We start from the raw sequence: 15,594 nt of genomic DNA, 5'->3' as shown, positions 1-15,594 counted from the left end.
AATTTTCTTGTCTTAACAATAACAATGATATTTAGTGAATTTGGTTACAGCTATATAACTTAAAAATTTACCAGTCTTCAACGTATTATAGTTGGAATTGATGTGAAAAGTGTTTTTCGTTATTTACAAATGGTAAGAATAGTAAGGTTAAAATTTGTGTAATTCATTACATTTTTTTGATGAATAGGTGGTTAAAATTTTATTTTAAGAATAACTTTTTGCTTAGCATAATTGTTACAACCATCGTTATTTTAACTATTGGTATTAATTTAACCTATCTAACACAGCCAATATTTATAGGAATGTATGTAACGCAAAACGGTGTTGTTGAGTATTTTAGAAGCATTGATCCAGCATTTGTAATAAAACCGTATCTTAACGGTTCTCAACAGCCCGCGTTGATTTCAGTATTTGTGAACTTGCCTAATAAGGTCTTGTTACTAGAGAGTGGTTTTGTACAAAGTCTGAAGATACCGTTTTCTACTATTAGATCATTTATCACGCCTTGGATGAGGTGGAAGGATATGAATACATCGCTCTTAGTAATTGTAACTTACTTTAACGGTAATCAATCATATTCATCTGCTGAGGAGATAGAGTATAATCCACAATGGGTGTTTAGTAATGCAAATATTCAAATAGTAGGATTGGTGAACGTTATAGGTAAAACAATACCAATAAACTACACACATTTAATGCAAGAATATGAGAAATTATCGAATCAATTCAGAAGAAGTTCTGTCAATATTATACCTCATAGTGGTCCTTCAAACATTTACACAATCAATTTAACAACAAATGGATATGCGGATGTATGTCTATATAATACTACATATTTTCCGTATGAATATGCTTGGGAATGGTGGGAACAAGGATATTTCTTTAACAACATTTCAATTCCGCTATTTTGGATTTCGTTAAGTAATAACGTCCTAAAATATGACCAATTCAATAATATTGGTTTATATATTGAGTATAAAGGCAATGTTTCTTGGGTAGCAATTAGTAATACCACAAATTATGGCGGACCATATATAGGAGTATCGTTTTCTGCAACTGTAGATTGGAGTACTAGCGAATCATTTAGTCAAAATCTTTTAGAAAAACTGGATAATCCTATAATTTACATATATTATAATGCTACAGTTGCAGTTGTACATTATTGGGTAAAGGCTACTATTCCACGTGTAAATATTACAGTACTTGAAGTTACTTGGGCCAATCCAAATAAGATAGGATATGCTGTTGAAACCTCTAATGGTTATACTCAAATTGAGTTTACGAATTCAAGTAGTGGTACAACAATCATTTCTTCTCCCATTCAAGATGGCAATGGTACGGTATGGCTATTCTTTAATTTAACAAAGAGCTTTGAAGCACTATCTACTAGTCCTTTAGGCCAAGTATATTGGCAAAATGGAGAGTTCTCACATAATGAGACAACAACAGGATATATACAACCACCGAGCGATGATACATGGAATTTGAATATGTCTATACTATATATAAATATTACTAATAACAATAATAACGATGAGTTAATAACATTGATAGGAGATATGGCTATAGATGTCTTATTGTTCCTAGCAACTGAAGGACTTAACGGTGCTGCCCAAGTTGCTGTAGGATTATCATCAACCGTTTTGGAAGATGCACCATTTATCATATTTCAATCAACCCCATTATTTGAGTATTTTCTACAAAATACACTTACATTAATAACCTTATCAAATGGTCAGAATGGCCATCTATATGTAACGTTTTCTAAATATTCTACAGAATTATCACTTCCAGTAACTGGCTACATATTAAATTATACAACGTATTATAATAAAAGTTACTAATTAGGGGTGGCTAATTATGGAAGAGCATAAAGCTATCAAATACTTCTTGCTTGCATATATTTTATTCTTCTTTATAAGAGGGTTATACGATTTCTTAGCATATACTCTAACGTTTAATCCACTACCAACGCCTTCGTTCCTACTCGTTACTCCAACCTTTGTAGGACTAAACGAAATAATATTCTCCATAGGATTAGGAGCGTTCTTCATAGCATTGTACGTTATAACTAGGAAACCTAGAATAGGTGCAGAGGTAATATTTTACCTTCTATTTTACATACTATTCATAATATTTACACCAATAATAGGGTTTGATTACACTTTCTGGTTCTTGGTACTCTACGCGATCTCTGGCTTCGTAATGGTATTAACAGTAATACCAATATTTCAACTCAAGATAAGTAAAATCCTTTGGGGAATATCATCAACGTTTTACATATCGTTAATATTCCCACAATTATGGGGATTAATCCTATTCAGCGTTACAGCGGCAGGTGTAGAATTGTTATTTAGAAAGGAGAAACCACTGGAAACTGGAAAAAATACTAATGTTACTCCACCACCCCCTCATTAATATTTATTAATTTCTTTTTCTGTATAAATCTATGTCATCCCCTTTTCGCTATCCACAATTCACCAAGTTTACTATCTTTAGCGTATTCGCAGGGTTCTCTTTTATACAAAACGAGTTAACCACCTATTGGCTCTTCCTTTTACTATTCCGTCAAGAGATAACGTTGTTTGGATTAGGAGTGATAGCTAGACCTTTAGTGAGAGTTTTCGTCTCTTACTTCATGGGTTACATTTCCGATAAATACGATAGGGCTAAACTATTTTACATAACTAGGGGTATATCTTCAGTATTACTCTTCCCCTTAACCTTAGCCTTCATTTACCATTCTATACCTTTAATTTTCGGAATTTACTACATTAGGACAATAATTGTTGAGTTATCCAATAACGTTGGTTACGTTGCCTATTACGCTGTAGTTCCAGAACAAGTTAGGGCAAAGGCAATATTCTATATAAGGATAATATCGATGGCCTCCAGAGTAGCTTCTGGTGCTGTTTGGTTTTTAATATACCAAGCAATTGATGCTTATGACTTATTCCTAACTGCAATATTGGGCCTCATTGGATTAGCTATGTTGAAGGGGTTTAACATAGGAGGTGGGAGTGAGAGAGTTAAACTAAGTACAGCAATAAATTTCTTCAGAAAGGATGAGAGAGTTAGGGGTATAATACTCTTATATTCAGTAACCGACGGACTAACTTACTCTATAAATTACCTCTTACCCTTGTTAATTCTAGTATATCACGGTTCTGAGGAAATATATAGTCTCTCACAAACAGCCCTATATGGTGTATTAGTTATCGCTAGCTTTATAATGACTAAGATGAAGGATCCCGTCAAGATAGCATCTACCTATATTCTGAGCGGTTTCTTGTTTTACCTAGTTTTACTCTACCCTTCACCATACGTTTTGCTAGTATCAGTATTACTCGATGGGTTTGGGAGTGGAATTATTGAGAATTACGTAATGGCTACGATAAAGCAGAGCGTTGGTGATGAGTTCTTGGGAAGTGTGTTGGGATTAGACGTTTTAGTTACAAGCTCAGTTGAGATACTCGTTATACTCTTAGCCCAATACTTGATAACCATTAACGTATTGTACTACATCATTTTAGGCATTGCGGGAATGGCATTTGTCTTAATCTTATGGTTATTACATCCTAAGCTTAGGGAGGTAAAGTTATAAAAATAAGGGGTTCAAAGGGGACGGAAAACCTCACCTTTTACGGTAGACCCAAAATCACCTCCTTAAAAATAAATCTATAGTATTAATAAGTGTTTTTAACAAATTAACTAGAGAATTTTCCAAATTTAGTAAATCTTCAGGGAACAAGAGGACAAGTAGTGATCTGAACTCTTCCCTTCCCACCACACTCTTAAATACGGTGTACAAGGAGTAAAAAACCATCAATACGAAGATCAACATGCGGAAGACGAACTTAGTGGAACTGGTGAAGGGAAGGAAAGCCTTGATGTTCCTGTAAGAGGTCTCTATGGGACTCCTTACCTTATTATACAACTTCAACACCTCCTTCTTCGGTAGGTTAAGATTAGTCGCCCTAGCGAAGTAAACAACCTTCTCCTTTTTCCTCTTCATTTTCTCCCTACTATAGACCAGAAGCCTGAACTTAACCTGCTCGTCCTTCTTATGCCTCTTACTATTTGTCATGTACTCCCCATCAAACTCCTCATAGACCTTCACGTCCCCAACGGGGACACCAATTATATAATTGAACTGCGAAATGAAGTTGAGCACATCAACTGTGTAGAAACCCGCATCAAGAACTATTAACCTTATCTTGAATCCCATTGCAACAACTTGCTCCACGAGGACCTTCACGATATCATCCTTAGTCATCCCGTTCACTTGTGTGACGAAAGCCAGTAGGAGTACTTTCCCATCATGTTTAGTCGTCACAGTGTAGTTCCATGAGTTTCCCTTTTCCGAGCTTCCGAGTCCTTCCACCGGTTTCCCATACCAGGTTTTGGTGGTCCAGTCTATTGAAATGTCTATTTCCTTTTCTCCCTTTAGCGTCTCCAAGGATATTTTCCTCACTTGTTCCAAGAGTTTCTCAACTACTTCTACACCTTGCTCCTCCGCGTAGTTCCTCACGGTTTGTGGTGATACGTTGTATGCGCTTGACTTGTTTTCTATGGAGTCGTTCCATAAACACGCGGAGACTAGCGTTTTTTCTACGTTCTCTGCCTTTTTCCCTTGGAAGTCTAACATGGAAAGTAATTTATATCCTATTTGTTGAATGTTATTTTGGTGGGGAAGACAAGGTGTTATCACCTTGGTTCACCTCGTGATAATACCGTCTTCCTCACCTTAAGCTTTTCTTCAATTTGTTGAACTCCTAATATAGTTATAAATTCCATTTATTTTCTATAAAATTAATAGTACCTTACCGGAATTATTTTTGTAAAATGATTTTGGGTCTACCGTGAAGGAGGAAGCTTCCTGCTTCATAACTCCACCTTGCCAGTACATCAGTGCTGGTAGAGGGTGAAGCTCCACAGGCACTAAGGGCAGCTCCCACCCCGACCTACGTAAGATATTTAGAGAAGCATTATAGTCACGGTCAGCTATCCAACCGCACTTAGGACAAGTAAAGATACGGTCAGCTAAAGTTAGATCTTCCTTCACATATCCACATCTAGCACACGTCCTTGACGTGTTTGACGGATTAACTAACAAAAATTTCTTTCCATACTTCCCTATCTGATATTTGATTATATCCCTTAGCTCACCAAACGATACGTCATGTAACCTCATCCTAAGCTTTCTGAGAGACTTACCAACCAGTTGTTTAACATTAATATCCTCCATTACCACAACATCGTAATTCATCGATAGATACTTCCCTATCTTCATGTACATATCCCTCTTCAAATTAGCAAGATGTTCATATGCCTTAGCTAACTTAACCTCGGCTTTAAACCAATTCTTGGAAAGGAACTCCTTCCTAGACAATTCCTTATGCAAATGCTTAATCTTACGGAGTGCCTTCTCGTAAAACTTGAAGTTGGGTAAATACTCACCATCTGAAGTTGTTAGAAGCTTCTCTACACCAACATCTATTGCCACTACCTTGCTTGTTTTCGGAGCTTGCTGGAACACATAGTCTTCCACCACAAAGGATATGTATACTCTTTCAGACTTCGTTAGCTTAACTACCACCCTCTTCACCTTGTCCAAGGGAAAGTCTCTATGGACAATGACCTTGAAGGTGCCTAAGTGAGACAAGCTTAGCACAAGCAGTTTCTTTTTATTCTTTCTACTTCCAGTCCTTATTTCTCTGGCGGATAGTATTTTCCAACCACTTTGAGGATAGACAAGAGAATACCACTTGTGGATTTTCTTTTCCTTAGGAAAACGTGCTAATTCTTGGAAGAACCTCTGTCTTGCTTCATAAAAACGATTTGCTATTTCTTGTACCACTTGTGAATATAGTTGTTTGTACTCCTCGTCTTGTTTTCTCAAGTCTAGGGCTAATTGTCTTAACTCCGTTTGTGTTAGACCTTTTCCATCTTTTTGGTAGAAATAGATGTCTGCCCATCGTAACGTGTTGTATATCTCACATGCTAACTTCAACTGGGTTTTTAACGCCCTCAAGGTTTGCTCGTCTGTAAAGGCACGAAAACGAAACGTTACGATGGACATTGAAAAAAGTTAACATTTTATATTTAAAAACTTAACTACAAAGGGGACTATCCATCTCCACCTTAAACGGTAGACCCAAAATCATTTTACAAAAATAATTCCGGTAAGGTACTATTAATTTTATAGAAAATAAATGGAATTTATAACTATATTAAGAGTTCAACAAATTGAAGAAAAGCTTAAGGTGAGGAAGACGGTATTATCACGAGGTGAACCAAGGTGATAACACCTTGTCTTCCCCACCAAAATAACATTCAACAAATAGGATATAAATTACTTTCCATGTTAGACTTCCAAGGGAAAAAGGCAGAGAACGTAGAAAAAACGCTAGTCTCCGCGTGTTTATGGAACGACTCCATAGAAAACAAGTCAAGCGCATACAACGTATCACCACAAACCGTGAGGAACTACGCGGAGGAGCAAGGTGTAGAAGTAGTTGAGAAACTCTTGGAACAAGTGAGGAAAATATCCTTGGAGACGCTAAAGGGAGAAAAGGAAATAGACATTTCAATAGACTGGACCACCAAAACCTGGTATGGGAAACCGGTGGAAGGACTCGGAAGCTCGGAAAAGGGAAACTCATGGAACTACACTGTGACGACTAAACATGATGGGAAAGTACTCCTACTGGCTTTCGTCACACAAGTGAACGGGATGACTAAGGATGATATCGTGAAGGTCCTCGTGGAGCAAGTTGTTGCAATGGGATTCAAGATAAGGTTAATAGTTCTTGATGCGGGTTTCTACACAGTTGATGTGCTCAACTTCATTTCGCAGTTCAATTATATAATTGGTGTCCCCGTTGGGGACGTGAAGGTCTATGAGGAGTTTGATGGGGAGTACATGACAAATAGTAAGAGGCATAAGAAGGACGAGCAGGTTAAGTTCAGGCTTCTGGTCTATAGTAGGGAGAAAATGAAGAGGAAAAAGGAGAAGGTTGTTTACTTCGCTAGGGCGACTAATCTTAACCTACCGAAGAAGGAGGTGTTGAAGTTGTATAATAAGGTAAGGAGTCCCATAGAGACCTCTTACAGGAACATCAAGGCTTTCCTTCCCTTCACCAGTTCCACTAAGTTCGTCTTCCGCATGTTGATCTTCGTATTGATGGTTTTTTACTCCTTGTACACCGTATTTAAGAGTGTGGTGGGAAGGGAAGAGTTCAGATCACTACTTGTCCTCTTGTTCCCTGAAGATTTACTAAATTTGGAAAATTCTCTAGTTAATTTGTTAAAAACACTTATTAATACTATAGATTTATTTTTAAGGAGGTGATTTTGGGTCTACCGTTCAGGAGGGAGTAGCTCACAATAAGCAGAATCCCTTTTTAGCTTTTCACGCGAATTAATTCCTTGATGATACTCTCTCACCAGTCAATTAAAAAGCTGTTAGGCAAAGTGATAATGAATTACGTTGAAGAGAATGTAAGGGAGAACGGTTATGATTTAAGAATATGCGGTGAAAAGTATTATGTAGTTGAGGAAGGTGCCCAATTGCCTAGTAAAAAGGCTAAAATTAGGGAGATTGAATTTAGAGAATCTGCTAAATTAGACCCCTTTAAGACTTATTTGTTTGAATCGTGTGAGGAATTTAGCGTTCCTGATGATTTGGCAATACTGATAACGTTAAAGAGCACTCTAGCTAGGAATGGTTTCCTAGCACCTCCAACTGTAATTGATGCAGGTTACAAGGGTAAGGTTGCATTAGCGATTACCCCAGTTTATAACTCATCTATGGCTAAAGGAATTGCAACGCATCACTTAATACTTATGAAACTGGACGAGAAAACTGAAAAACCCTATAACGGCAAGTATCAAGGTGGGGTGGTGATCTGAACATTAGAGTACAATAAACGTCTTTGTTGATATATTGGTGAGAACTTTTGTGGAATCTCAAGCGGAGTCGCTGAGAATACGCAAAACTCACTCAATGGACCCATGGCTAACTGTCTCCTCCATAAATTTCGTGAGAAAGGTTCAATCTCTATATAGAAATCCTCATACTTCATACCACTGGGCTTAGATATCCAATAGGCGTGGCTATAGGAGGGGGAAAGTATATCTCCTTTGATTATTCCATATAGACCTCCTTTTCCGTTTTTAGCCATCCTTGCAATCTTGTCATGAACAGCTTTTATATCTCCTTTTTCCAGTATAGTGTTATTGATTAGATCTAATGTTTTAGAACTCTGCATGAAGTACCAATCTTCATAAACGCCACTTTCAGCCCAAGGGACGTGGTTTACCCTAACTATCAATGAGCCTAAATAACCTTCAACTTTAGCGTTTTTATTGAAGTATTCATGAAACTCAACTAAGTTCCTTTCATATTCCTCTTCATTTGAGGTACCAATTTGATGCCAGAATACATAGGCTAGCATATATATTATATGTAGTCAAAAATTACCTAAAATAATTATCGGGCAAAACAATAGAATTTTGTTTAACCCATAATATCCCAGGGGTAAATTGGTGTCTTCTCGAACTTCATTTTTGTAACCTTTTCTAGAGCAATGAAGACAGCAGGTAGACCACCAGTAGTTCCAGCTTCACCGACTCCCCTACTCTTAGCTGGTAAGGCTGATGGAAATTCAACCTCATCAACTTTAACGTTATAGTTGGCCTCAACTGCAGTTGGAACTCCAGCATCAGCTATTGAAGAGAATAGTGGATTACCGTTATCATCATAAGGTGCATGCTCCAATAATACTTGCGACACTCCTTGCAATACTCCACCAATTATTTGACCCTCTACTTCTTCCTTTAGTAGAGCCCTACCGACATCGTCGACCGCGTAATAATCTAAGATCTTAACGAAACCAGTCTCCTTATCCACATCAACTACTGCCACATGTGCCCCTGGTGAAAATATATCGTCTGATCTGTAGAATACCTCTACCTCAACTCCATTTAACTCTTTTAATGCCTTATCAATTGGCATATTAATCTTATTCAACAACTGTCTACACGCTTCAATCACTGCAGAACCTCCAATAGTACCGCCCCTAGAACCAAAGCTACCAACTCCCTCCTTTAGGCCTTCAGTTGTATTTGTGATGACCTCAATTACATCTTGTGATATTCCCAAAACTTCAGACGCTAATTTAGAGAACGTATCAGAATAGGCTTGACCGTGAGGACCTGTTCCCACAATTATCTTTACCTTACCTTTCTCTATCCTAACCCTAGCACCCTCCCCCGGTGATAATCTCACAATGTCGGTAAACACTACTATTGAAATCCCTTTGTCCTTGTAAATCTCCTTAGCCTTCCTATAGTACTTCTCGGCAGTATCCAAAACCTCATTATAACCGGCAGGATCAATTCTAACGCCGAGAGGTGTAATATAACCATTATCACCGATCAGATTTTTCCTCCTAATCTCAACTGGATCCATTCCCAATTCCTCAGCCAAATCCTCAACAAGGGTCTCATGGATTAGTGCCGCCTCTGGTCTACCAGCACCCCTATAAGGTCCAGTTGGTGGTTGGTTTGTGAAAACTCCTAAAGCTCTAATGGAGGCGAACTTCATCTTATAAGGACCGGTTAATAAACTAGCTATAAAGCTTGGTGTTGTGGGGTTAATTGTGTAATTGTAAGCACCTAAATCTACTGCAACATAACCTTCTATTCCTAATATTTCACCTTGCCTTGTTGCGTATAACTTAATATCTGATAATACTCCCCTACCAATGGTTGGGTTTTTTAAATGCTCATACCTTGTTTCAATCCACTTCACTGGTCTGTTTAACTTCATAGACGCTATTGCGGCTAAGATGTATTCTGGATATGATGGTACCTTATTTCCAAACCCACCTCCAACATTAGGGGCAGAGATAACCTTTATCTTTTCTGGGGAGATATTCAAAGCTTCTCTAAGGTCATTCCTTATTCTAAAGGCAGATTGAAAGGAACCATAAACGTTCAGATATTCACCATCCCAGTGTGCAATAACTCCTTTAGGTTCCATGGGATTTGACACAATCCTATTCTGCTTGATCTTCCTACTTACAACGACATCAGCCCTACTCTTAGCTGATAACTCCCCACCTTCTAACAATAAATCCACTGAAATGTTCTTCTTTACACCGGGATGTATCTCTTCGTTACTGTTCATAGCCTTTTCCACGTCAACTACTGGTTCCAATTCCTCATAATCAATTGAGACCTCTTCAACAACGTCTTCAATCTCATACCTACCATTAACTACAAATGCTAGGACTGGTTGCCCTACAAAGTTAACCCTACCATCAGCTAAGACTGGCATTCTGATAATCTTGGATGATTTAGCGATGTTAGGTGGAACTGGAACCGGCATGTATGTTTTTACATCCTCCCACGTTAAGGATAAGAGGGCACTTTCCGGTCTTGACACGCTCTTTATTATTCCCCTTGCCACCTGTGATCTAACTACGCCAAGGTAAACTAAATTTTTCGGATTTATATCATCAATATAAGTACCTTTGCCCGTTATTTTAGGAAGATCCTCCTTTATCATCGTTATAAATTTTGGTTATCGACTTAATAGTTTTTCTTAAAACTTGTGCGATGAAACATGTTTGATGAAGTATATATTTAGCTTTATTGTGAGTGAAAAGTATGGCGAAATATGTTTCGTTTTATGTGGGAAACGTTAGAAAGCTTGGAGTAGTTGAGGGAGATCACGTATACGAGATAAGGGATTTCGGAAAGGAGGAGCCAAAGGGAAGTGCATATAAGTTAGGTGAGATAGTTTTTGATATACCTATACAGCCTTCAGCAATAATATGCACATTAGTTAACACTCCAAGAGTGGTCGGAGTTAGTACTAAGGAAGAGGCTAGGGAGATGATTAAGAGCCCAAAGTTCTTCTTGAAACTACCCACTGTTGCTATCGCTCATAAACAACCAATACTATCACCAGAGGATGCCATACGTCCAGAGGTCGAAATAGGAATAATAATAAAAACCAAGATGAAAGATGTGCCGAGGAGAAATATAAAGGATTACATTTTGGGTTATACAGTGTTTAACGACATTACTTACCCGCCCGGTACAAAAGAGGATTTCTTCTACGCAATGAGGAGAGATCCAGCTGATGGTGTAATAAAGAAGACGTTGTATAGGGGTACGCACTTTAGGAATAAGGTTAGGGACACTTTCGCACCAATGGGGCCATACATCGTTACAGAGGAAGAAATTGGTGATGTTAATTCCTTGAGGATGAGGAGTTACTATAACAACGAACTAATTCAAGATGGTTATTCTAGCGAATTCATATTCTCTATCGAGGAAATTTTAGAGGAGTTATCAAAAATAGTAACGATTCCACCTTTAAGCGTAGTTTCCACGGGAAGTGTTGGATACACTAAAGCTCAAGATGCATCTGAATTTCACTTAAAGCCAATAGAGAATGCCTTAATGGTTGCTGAAGTTGAGAAGATAGGTAGGTTGGAAAATCCAATAAAAATTTATAAATTTAGTTTGAAATGATTTCTATGCTCCTTTTTTAAAAACCATTATTAGGGGCTAATTCCTATGATTATCTTTAAATCAAAGTCAAGTTTTATCGCAGAAGTGTTCTCACCTCTTACATTCCGCGAGATCTAGACGGAAGCTTTCGTGAGCATTTATTTCTTTCAATTCATATCTTTATTGTTGCATCCTTATTTTATTAGTCCAATATATATATTAACGTTCTTCTTTATTCTTAAAACACATTTTAAAGAGCAGATACGATATTAACTCCTAATGTGTTCTTTTGAAGGAGATTCAGGTTTTCATTGCGAATTCAATTTGTTTCTATAGGATTAGATAAGAATAATTGATTCTACATTTTCGGTAACACTAATAAGAGACGAGCGTGAGGTAATATCATGGAACTCATAACTATCGACGAGAAAGCCCTCTACGGCACTCCACTAAGTGAGGCCGTGAAGGAGCTTGGATCGAACCTCACACTCGTCCCCAATATACTTCCGGAAAACGCATTATTAAACAAATCGGTCAAGGAGATCGAGAAAATGGCCATGGAGAAGGCTGAGAGGACTAGCCCAAAGCACCAAAGAGGTAATGAGATAAGGAGGAAGGGTTACGCGAGATACAAGTTCCTCAAGGGCTTTCATATAGTGATGGTTGGGAGGGAGGTTAAGTACAAGTTGGAGTGGATCTCGGTGAAGCTACTTGTACTTTACGGGGATAAGGGAAGGGTGAAGACTCAGGTGGAGGAAAGGCTGCTTAAGGAGGAGAGTAAGGTCTTCGCGGCTCTGATGTTAGTCTATTCCGTGCTGGGAGGTAAGTTGAACACCAAGCTCTGGATGCCCGAGATCCAACCGAGCGATGATTTCAAGTATGTAATAGTTGACGGGAAGTACGTGAAGCTCAAGGGAGGAAAGGGGAGTCCTTCTCTCGGCGATTGGCGTGACAGAGGAAGGCAAGAGGGCCGTTCTGGACATAATCTTAAGCGTAGAGGAGGACGCCATGGCTTATTGGAGGCTCTTGGTTGAGGTCTGGAAGAAGTCGAGCTTCATTCTTATAGTAGCTGATGGGATCAAGGCCTTGGATAGGGCGATCTCCCTTGCTGAGCTTCATGTGGCGAGGCAGGGCTGTCTGGTCCACCTCAAACGACGCAAGACCAAGGAGGAAAGGGAGGCCTTGAACGCGATCATCTCCTCAGCTGAAAACGGAGAGATCAAACCCGAGTCCTGCCCAACGCTTCTGAGCTACCTCAAAGCCAGCAAGAAGCTCTGGAAGTGGCTCAAGTCTAACAACTTAATCAAGTCCTTCAACTCCCTCTTGGAGAGGAGGCGATTTGGTGCGTTTCATTCTCCTTGGAGGGTGCTCCAGATCACCCGAGCCATAGTGATCTACTATAACCTATTGGCTTGTTTTCTCAATATTGTAATAATATTAAATAGTATCTTAGCTTTTCTCACTTTATCAGAAATATATCCAATAATTTTTTCATTGGATTATTATAATTCATACCAGGATATTTCAATTCGCAATGGAAACCTGAATTGCCCGAATTTCAACATTATCCTTGTTAATCCTAAAGGTACTACTAAATCTGAAGAACATGAGGGGATAATGAAGGAGAAAGGATTTGATAGACACACTGCATCAGCCTATTTAATAGCGTTAAAGAGACTTGGAATGATAAATGATATTAAATAACGTAAACTTTACAACTTATCAAAAACTGTTGGCAAAGGCGGTGAGGATTCAGTTAAAAGCCTCTTAAGTTAGATTTAAATTATTATAAGAGTAATTTAATATGTGAGTTTGGAAGAAGAAATTAAAAAAGTACTGCTTAATAATCCATCGATATTAGTGGACGTTCTAACTGCTAAACCAGAAATAGTTTATCAAGTTTTAGCTAGGATAACTCCGTGGCAAAACTTAGCTACTAAGCAAGATATTGAAAGACTAGATAGGACCATCAATGAAATTAAGAACACAATGGCTACTAAGCAAGATATTGAAAGACTAGATAAGGAGATTGAGGAAACCAAGAAAATAATGGCTACTAAGCAAGAGTTAGAGGAAATTAAGAATGTGATGGCTACAAAAGAAGACTTGAAGGGAATGGCTACTAAGGAGGATCTAAAGACGATGGCTACAAAAGAAGACTTGAAGAGATTAGAAACTATTATTACTGGTCTTGGGGCTAGATGGGGAATTATGAATGAGGATTCCTTTAGGCAAGGGGTTGGTGAGCTTTTGAGTAATAGTGGTTGGAAGGTTTCTAGGGAAGTCCTTTATGATAGGGATGGATATGTTTATGATGAGCCTTCTGATGTTGAATATGATATTGTAATTAAAGACGGTAGTGTTATATTGGTTGAAATCACTTCCTCTTTAAAAAGAGGGGACTTACCAACAATAAAGAGGAAGAAGGAGTTCTATGAAAAAGTTAAGAATATTAAGGTTAATTTAGTTTATGTTATAACACCATTTATTCATGATAGGTATCCTGAAAGAGTTAAGGCAATGGCTAAGGATATGGGGATAGAAATAATATACCCCTCAAGCTGATCAAGTAGTGTAGAGTACGCTCGATTTTCTATAGAAGGGTTTTTCATATCGGATGTTTTGTGGGGGTTTGAGCTTCATAGGATTTCATAATATTTCATATCAATCCTCAGCCCTTGGACTTCACCAAAGTCACGAGGCATTGCCCCGTTCATTCTTCTCTGTCCCTTTAGCGGGATAACCCCAAACCCACACCCATTCAATTTCATGGATGTGGGGAAACCTATATAGGTTTTATTAGCCAAGGAGAGTAATACTCTCCATGGCTGGGGAAACATGGTCGAGAGGGGAACTGAAGCAAAGTCTTCGAGTGCGGGCGTGACGCACCCCTACCGTCGGACTGAACATTGTGATAAAATTCACGCATATAGGTGTGATAAAGAGGTAGGGGTACTAGGAATAGAAATATCAAAAGATCATTTAATCACAAGTAGGGGGAGGGTGAGAAGATACGAGAACAACTTGAAGGGTTACGAAGAAATACTCGAGATGAGGCCTTGCCTAATAGTCCTAGAACCAACCGGGGTATACGCTAGTATTTCCGGAAAGTTCTTAGACCTCAATTTTATCTAACTCTAAGTATATTATTGCATTAAGATCAAATCTATACTTATTTTCTTCAAAGAACTGTTTAATACAGTTTTTAATGTCTTCTATCGTATAAAATATTTTATTGCTCATGTAGTTCTTGAGGGACTTGAAGACCGCCTCAGCCATATTAAGCTCAGGCGAGTAGGGAGGAGTAAACACGGGATGAATACCCTTCCTGCTACAAACCTCAAGCGTACCCTTAGTCTTGTGAGGAGAGTAATTATCCATGACCATGTAAACCCTACCACTACCCACACGCCTCCTAAAGTACCTCAAGAAATACTTAACAGATTCAGAGTTAGGCCTTTTAGCAGGAGAAACTATTACTTCACCGGTCCAAGCGTTTATAGAATAACATAGATTGAGGAAAAACCTATATTGACGCGCATTACGGGCTTACTGCCAACCTTGGCTAAAACCTTCTTAATTGACGTGCTAATTACTGCCCTACACTCGTCTAGAAAGAACAGTGCCTTTCCTTCCAATTTCTTTATTTTTTTAAAGACCTCCCACTTTTCCTTTTCTGCTTGGATGTTGGTAGGTCTGGGTTTTACTAGGTTGTATCCTAGTTCGTGGACTAGTTCGTATAGTCTGGATTTCTTGTAGTCTATTCCTTGTTCTTGTAGTGCTATCTTGAGTGTTTTCATTGTCCAATATTCTTGTTGTATTCCGTATTTTTGGGGCTTATCTTCAAGTATTTGTTTTATCTTTTCTTCTTCTACTTTTCTGGGTCTTCCCGATCTGGGCTTGTCCCTTAGTCCATCAAGACCTTCCTTCTTGTACTTACCAATCCACAATTTTATCGTGGAATAACTCTTGTTAAGCATTTTCGAAACTTCTTTCTCTGATTTACCATCAACTACGTGTAACTTCACTGCAAGAATCCTCTCCTTAATTCTCGCGTTCTTCTCT

The 15,594-nt window shown here is 38.4% G+C and carries 12 protein-coding genes and 3 pseudogenes; 9 read left to right on the top strand and 6 right to left on the bottom strand.

Annotated elements, in window-relative coordinates; translation table 11 throughout:
* Window positions 1-179: 179 nt before the first annotated feature.
* The 3 genes from J5U23_RS03015 to J5U23_RS03005 are packed head-to-tail and all read left to right on the top strand — an operon-like array spanning window position 180 to window position 3,604.
* Window positions 180-1,844: a hypothetical protein gene (locus J5U23_RS03015; RefSeq protein ID WP_218266918.1), complete on the top strand. Its 1,665-nt coding sequence runs from the start codon at window positions 180-182 to the stop codon at window positions 1,842-1,844.
* Window positions 1,845-1,860: 16 nt separating this feature from the next.
* Window positions 1,861-2,418, top strand: a complete 558-nt coding sequence (locus J5U23_RS03010) for a hypothetical protein (RefSeq protein ID WP_218266917.1) — start codon at window positions 1,861-1,863, stop codon at window positions 2,416-2,418.
* 31 nt (window positions 2,419-2,449) lie between these two features.
* Window positions 2,450-3,604: an MFS transporter gene (locus J5U23_RS03005; RefSeq protein ID WP_218266916.1), complete on the top strand. Its 1,155-nt coding sequence runs from the start codon at window positions 2,450-2,452 to the stop codon at window positions 3,602-3,604.
* Between the two features lie 54 nt (window positions 3,605-3,658).
* Here the strand turns inward: J5U23_RS03005 and J5U23_RS03000 are convergent, their stop codons facing one another.
* A complete protein-coding gene (locus tag J5U23_RS03000) occupies window positions 3,659-4,711 on the bottom strand; it encodes an ISH3 family transposase (RefSeq protein WP_218266914.1) in 1,053 nt (350 codons plus the stop codon).
* A gap of 93 nt (window positions 4,712-4,804) precedes the next feature.
* Window positions 4,805-6,082, bottom strand: coding sequence for an RNA-guided endonuclease InsQ/TnpB family protein (locus J5U23_RS02995; protein ID WP_218266915.1), 1,278 nt, complete (start codon window positions 6,080-6,082; stop codon window positions 4,805-4,807).
* A 219-nt stretch (window positions 6,083-6,301) separates the two neighbouring features.
* Between J5U23_RS02995 and J5U23_RS02990 the strand changes: the two genes are divergently transcribed.
* Together J5U23_RS02990 and J5U23_RS02985 are read left to right on the top strand one after the other, a co-directional pair.
* On the top strand, window positions 6,302-7,354 hold the full coding sequence (locus tag J5U23_RS02990; RefSeq protein ID WP_218266914.1) for an ISH3 family transposase: 1,053 nt from the start codon (window positions 6,302-6,304) through the stop codon (window positions 7,352-7,354).
* 80 nt (window positions 7,355-7,434) lie between these two features.
* Window positions 7,435-7,914: a dCTP deaminase gene (locus tag J5U23_RS02985; RefSeq protein WP_218259393.1), complete on the top strand. Its 480-nt coding sequence runs from the start codon at window positions 7,435-7,437 to the stop codon at window positions 7,912-7,914.
* On the opposite strand, the gene J5U23_RS02980 is transcribed toward J5U23_RS02985, so the two are convergent.
* Together J5U23_RS02980 and J5U23_RS02975 are read right to left on the bottom strand one after the other, a co-directional pair.
* On the bottom strand, window positions 7,893-8,459 hold the full coding sequence (locus tag J5U23_RS02980) for a hypothetical protein (RefSeq protein ID WP_218259392.1): 567 nt from the start codon (window positions 8,457-8,459) through the stop codon (window positions 7,893-7,895). The two genes, J5U23_RS02985 and J5U23_RS02980, sit on opposite strands and share 22 nt — an antisense overlap.
* 62 nt (window positions 8,460-8,521) lie before the next feature.
* Window positions 8,522-10,576 carry a xanthine dehydrogenase family protein molybdopterin-binding subunit gene (locus J5U23_RS02975; RefSeq protein WP_218266913.1) on the bottom strand — a complete coding sequence of 685 codons (2,055 nt, stop codon included), beginning with the start codon at window positions 10,574-10,576 and terminating at the stop codon, window positions 8,522-8,524.
* Between the two features lie 101 nt (window positions 10,577-10,677).
* Between J5U23_RS02975 and J5U23_RS02970 the strand changes: the two genes are divergently transcribed.
* The 3 genes and pseudogenes from J5U23_RS02970 (at window position 10,678) to J5U23_RS02960 (ending at window position 14,094) form a co-directional block, all read left to right on the top strand.
* Window positions 10,678-11,550 carry a fumarylacetoacetate hydrolase family protein gene (locus J5U23_RS02970; protein ID WP_218266912.1) on the top strand — a complete coding sequence of 291 codons (873 nt, stop codon included), beginning with the start codon at window positions 10,678-10,680 and terminating at the stop codon, window positions 11,548-11,550.
* A gap of 383 nt (window positions 11,551-11,933) precedes the next feature.
* Window positions 11,934-13,015, top strand: a pseudogene (locus J5U23_RS02965) (transposase).
* A 320-nt stretch (window positions 13,016-13,335) separates the two neighbouring features.
* Window positions 13,336-14,094 carry a PD-(D/E)XK nuclease family protein gene (locus J5U23_RS02960; protein ID WP_218266911.1) on the top strand — a complete coding sequence of 253 codons (759 nt, stop codon included), beginning with the start codon at window positions 13,336-13,338 and terminating at the stop codon, window positions 14,092-14,094.
* Window positions 14,095-14,168: 74 nt separating this feature from the next.
* Here the strand turns inward: J5U23_RS02960 and J5U23_RS02955 are convergent, their stop codons facing one another.
* The gene (locus J5U23_RS02955) at window positions 14,169-14,336 is read right to left on the bottom strand and encodes a hypothetical protein (RefSeq protein ID WP_218261609.1); all 168 of its coding nucleotides are present in this window, start codon (window positions 14,334-14,336) and stop codon (window positions 14,169-14,171) included.
* Window positions 14,337-14,367: 31 nt separating this feature from the next.
* Here J5U23_RS02955 and J5U23_RS02950 point away from each other — a divergent pair.
* Window positions 14,368-14,625 (top strand): annotated as a pseudogene (locus J5U23_RS02950) (IS110 family transposase); the annotation flags it as partial.
* 18 nt (window positions 14,626-14,643) lie between these two features.
* Here J5U23_RS02950 and J5U23_RS02945 read toward each other — a convergent pair.
* Window positions 14,644-15,557, bottom strand: a pseudogene (locus J5U23_RS02945) (IS630 family transposase).
* Between the last annotated feature and the right edge of the window lie 37 nt (window positions 15,558-15,594).

It is taken from the genome of Saccharolobus shibatae B12 (genome assembly GCF_019175345.1).
GTDB lineage: Archaea > Thermoproteota > Thermoprotei_A > Sulfolobales > Sulfolobaceae > Saccharolobus > Saccharolobus shibatae.
Note: the sequence above shows the minus strand (reverse complement) of the source record. Positions and strands in the feature narration are given on the sequence as shown.

Bases quoted from the DNA above. Each gene is read 5' to 3' on its own strand.
- J5U23_RS03005 (WP_218266916.1), top strand. From the start codon at position 2,450: ATGTCATCCCCTTTTCGCTATCCACAATTCACCAAGTTTACTATCTTT.
- J5U23_RS02970 (WP_218266912.1), top strand. From the start codon at position 10,678: ATGGCGAAATATGTTTCGTTTTATGTGGGAAACGTTAGAAAGCTTGGA.
- J5U23_RS02995 (WP_218266915.1), bottom strand. From the start codon at position 6,082: ATGTCCATCGTAACGTTTCGTTTTCGTGCCTTTACAGACGAGCAAACC.
- J5U23_RS03015 (WP_218266918.1), top strand. From the start codon at position 180: ATGAATAGGTGGTTAAAATTTTATTTTAAGAATAACTTTTTGCTTAGC.
- J5U23_RS02985 (WP_218259393.1), top strand. From the start codon at position 7,435: ATGATACTCTCTCACCAGTCAATTAAAAAGCTGTTAGGCAAAGTGATA.
- J5U23_RS02980 (WP_218259392.1), bottom strand. From the start codon at position 8,459: ATGCTAGCCTATGTATTCTGGCATCAAATTGGTACCTCAAATGAAGAG.
- J5U23_RS02975 (WP_218266913.1), bottom strand. From the start codon at position 10,576: ATGATAAAGGAGGATCTTCCTAAAATAACGGGCAAAGGTACTTATATT.
- J5U23_RS03010 (WP_218266917.1), top strand. From the start codon at position 1,861: ATGGAAGAGCATAAAGCTATCAAATACTTCTTGCTTGCATATATTTTA.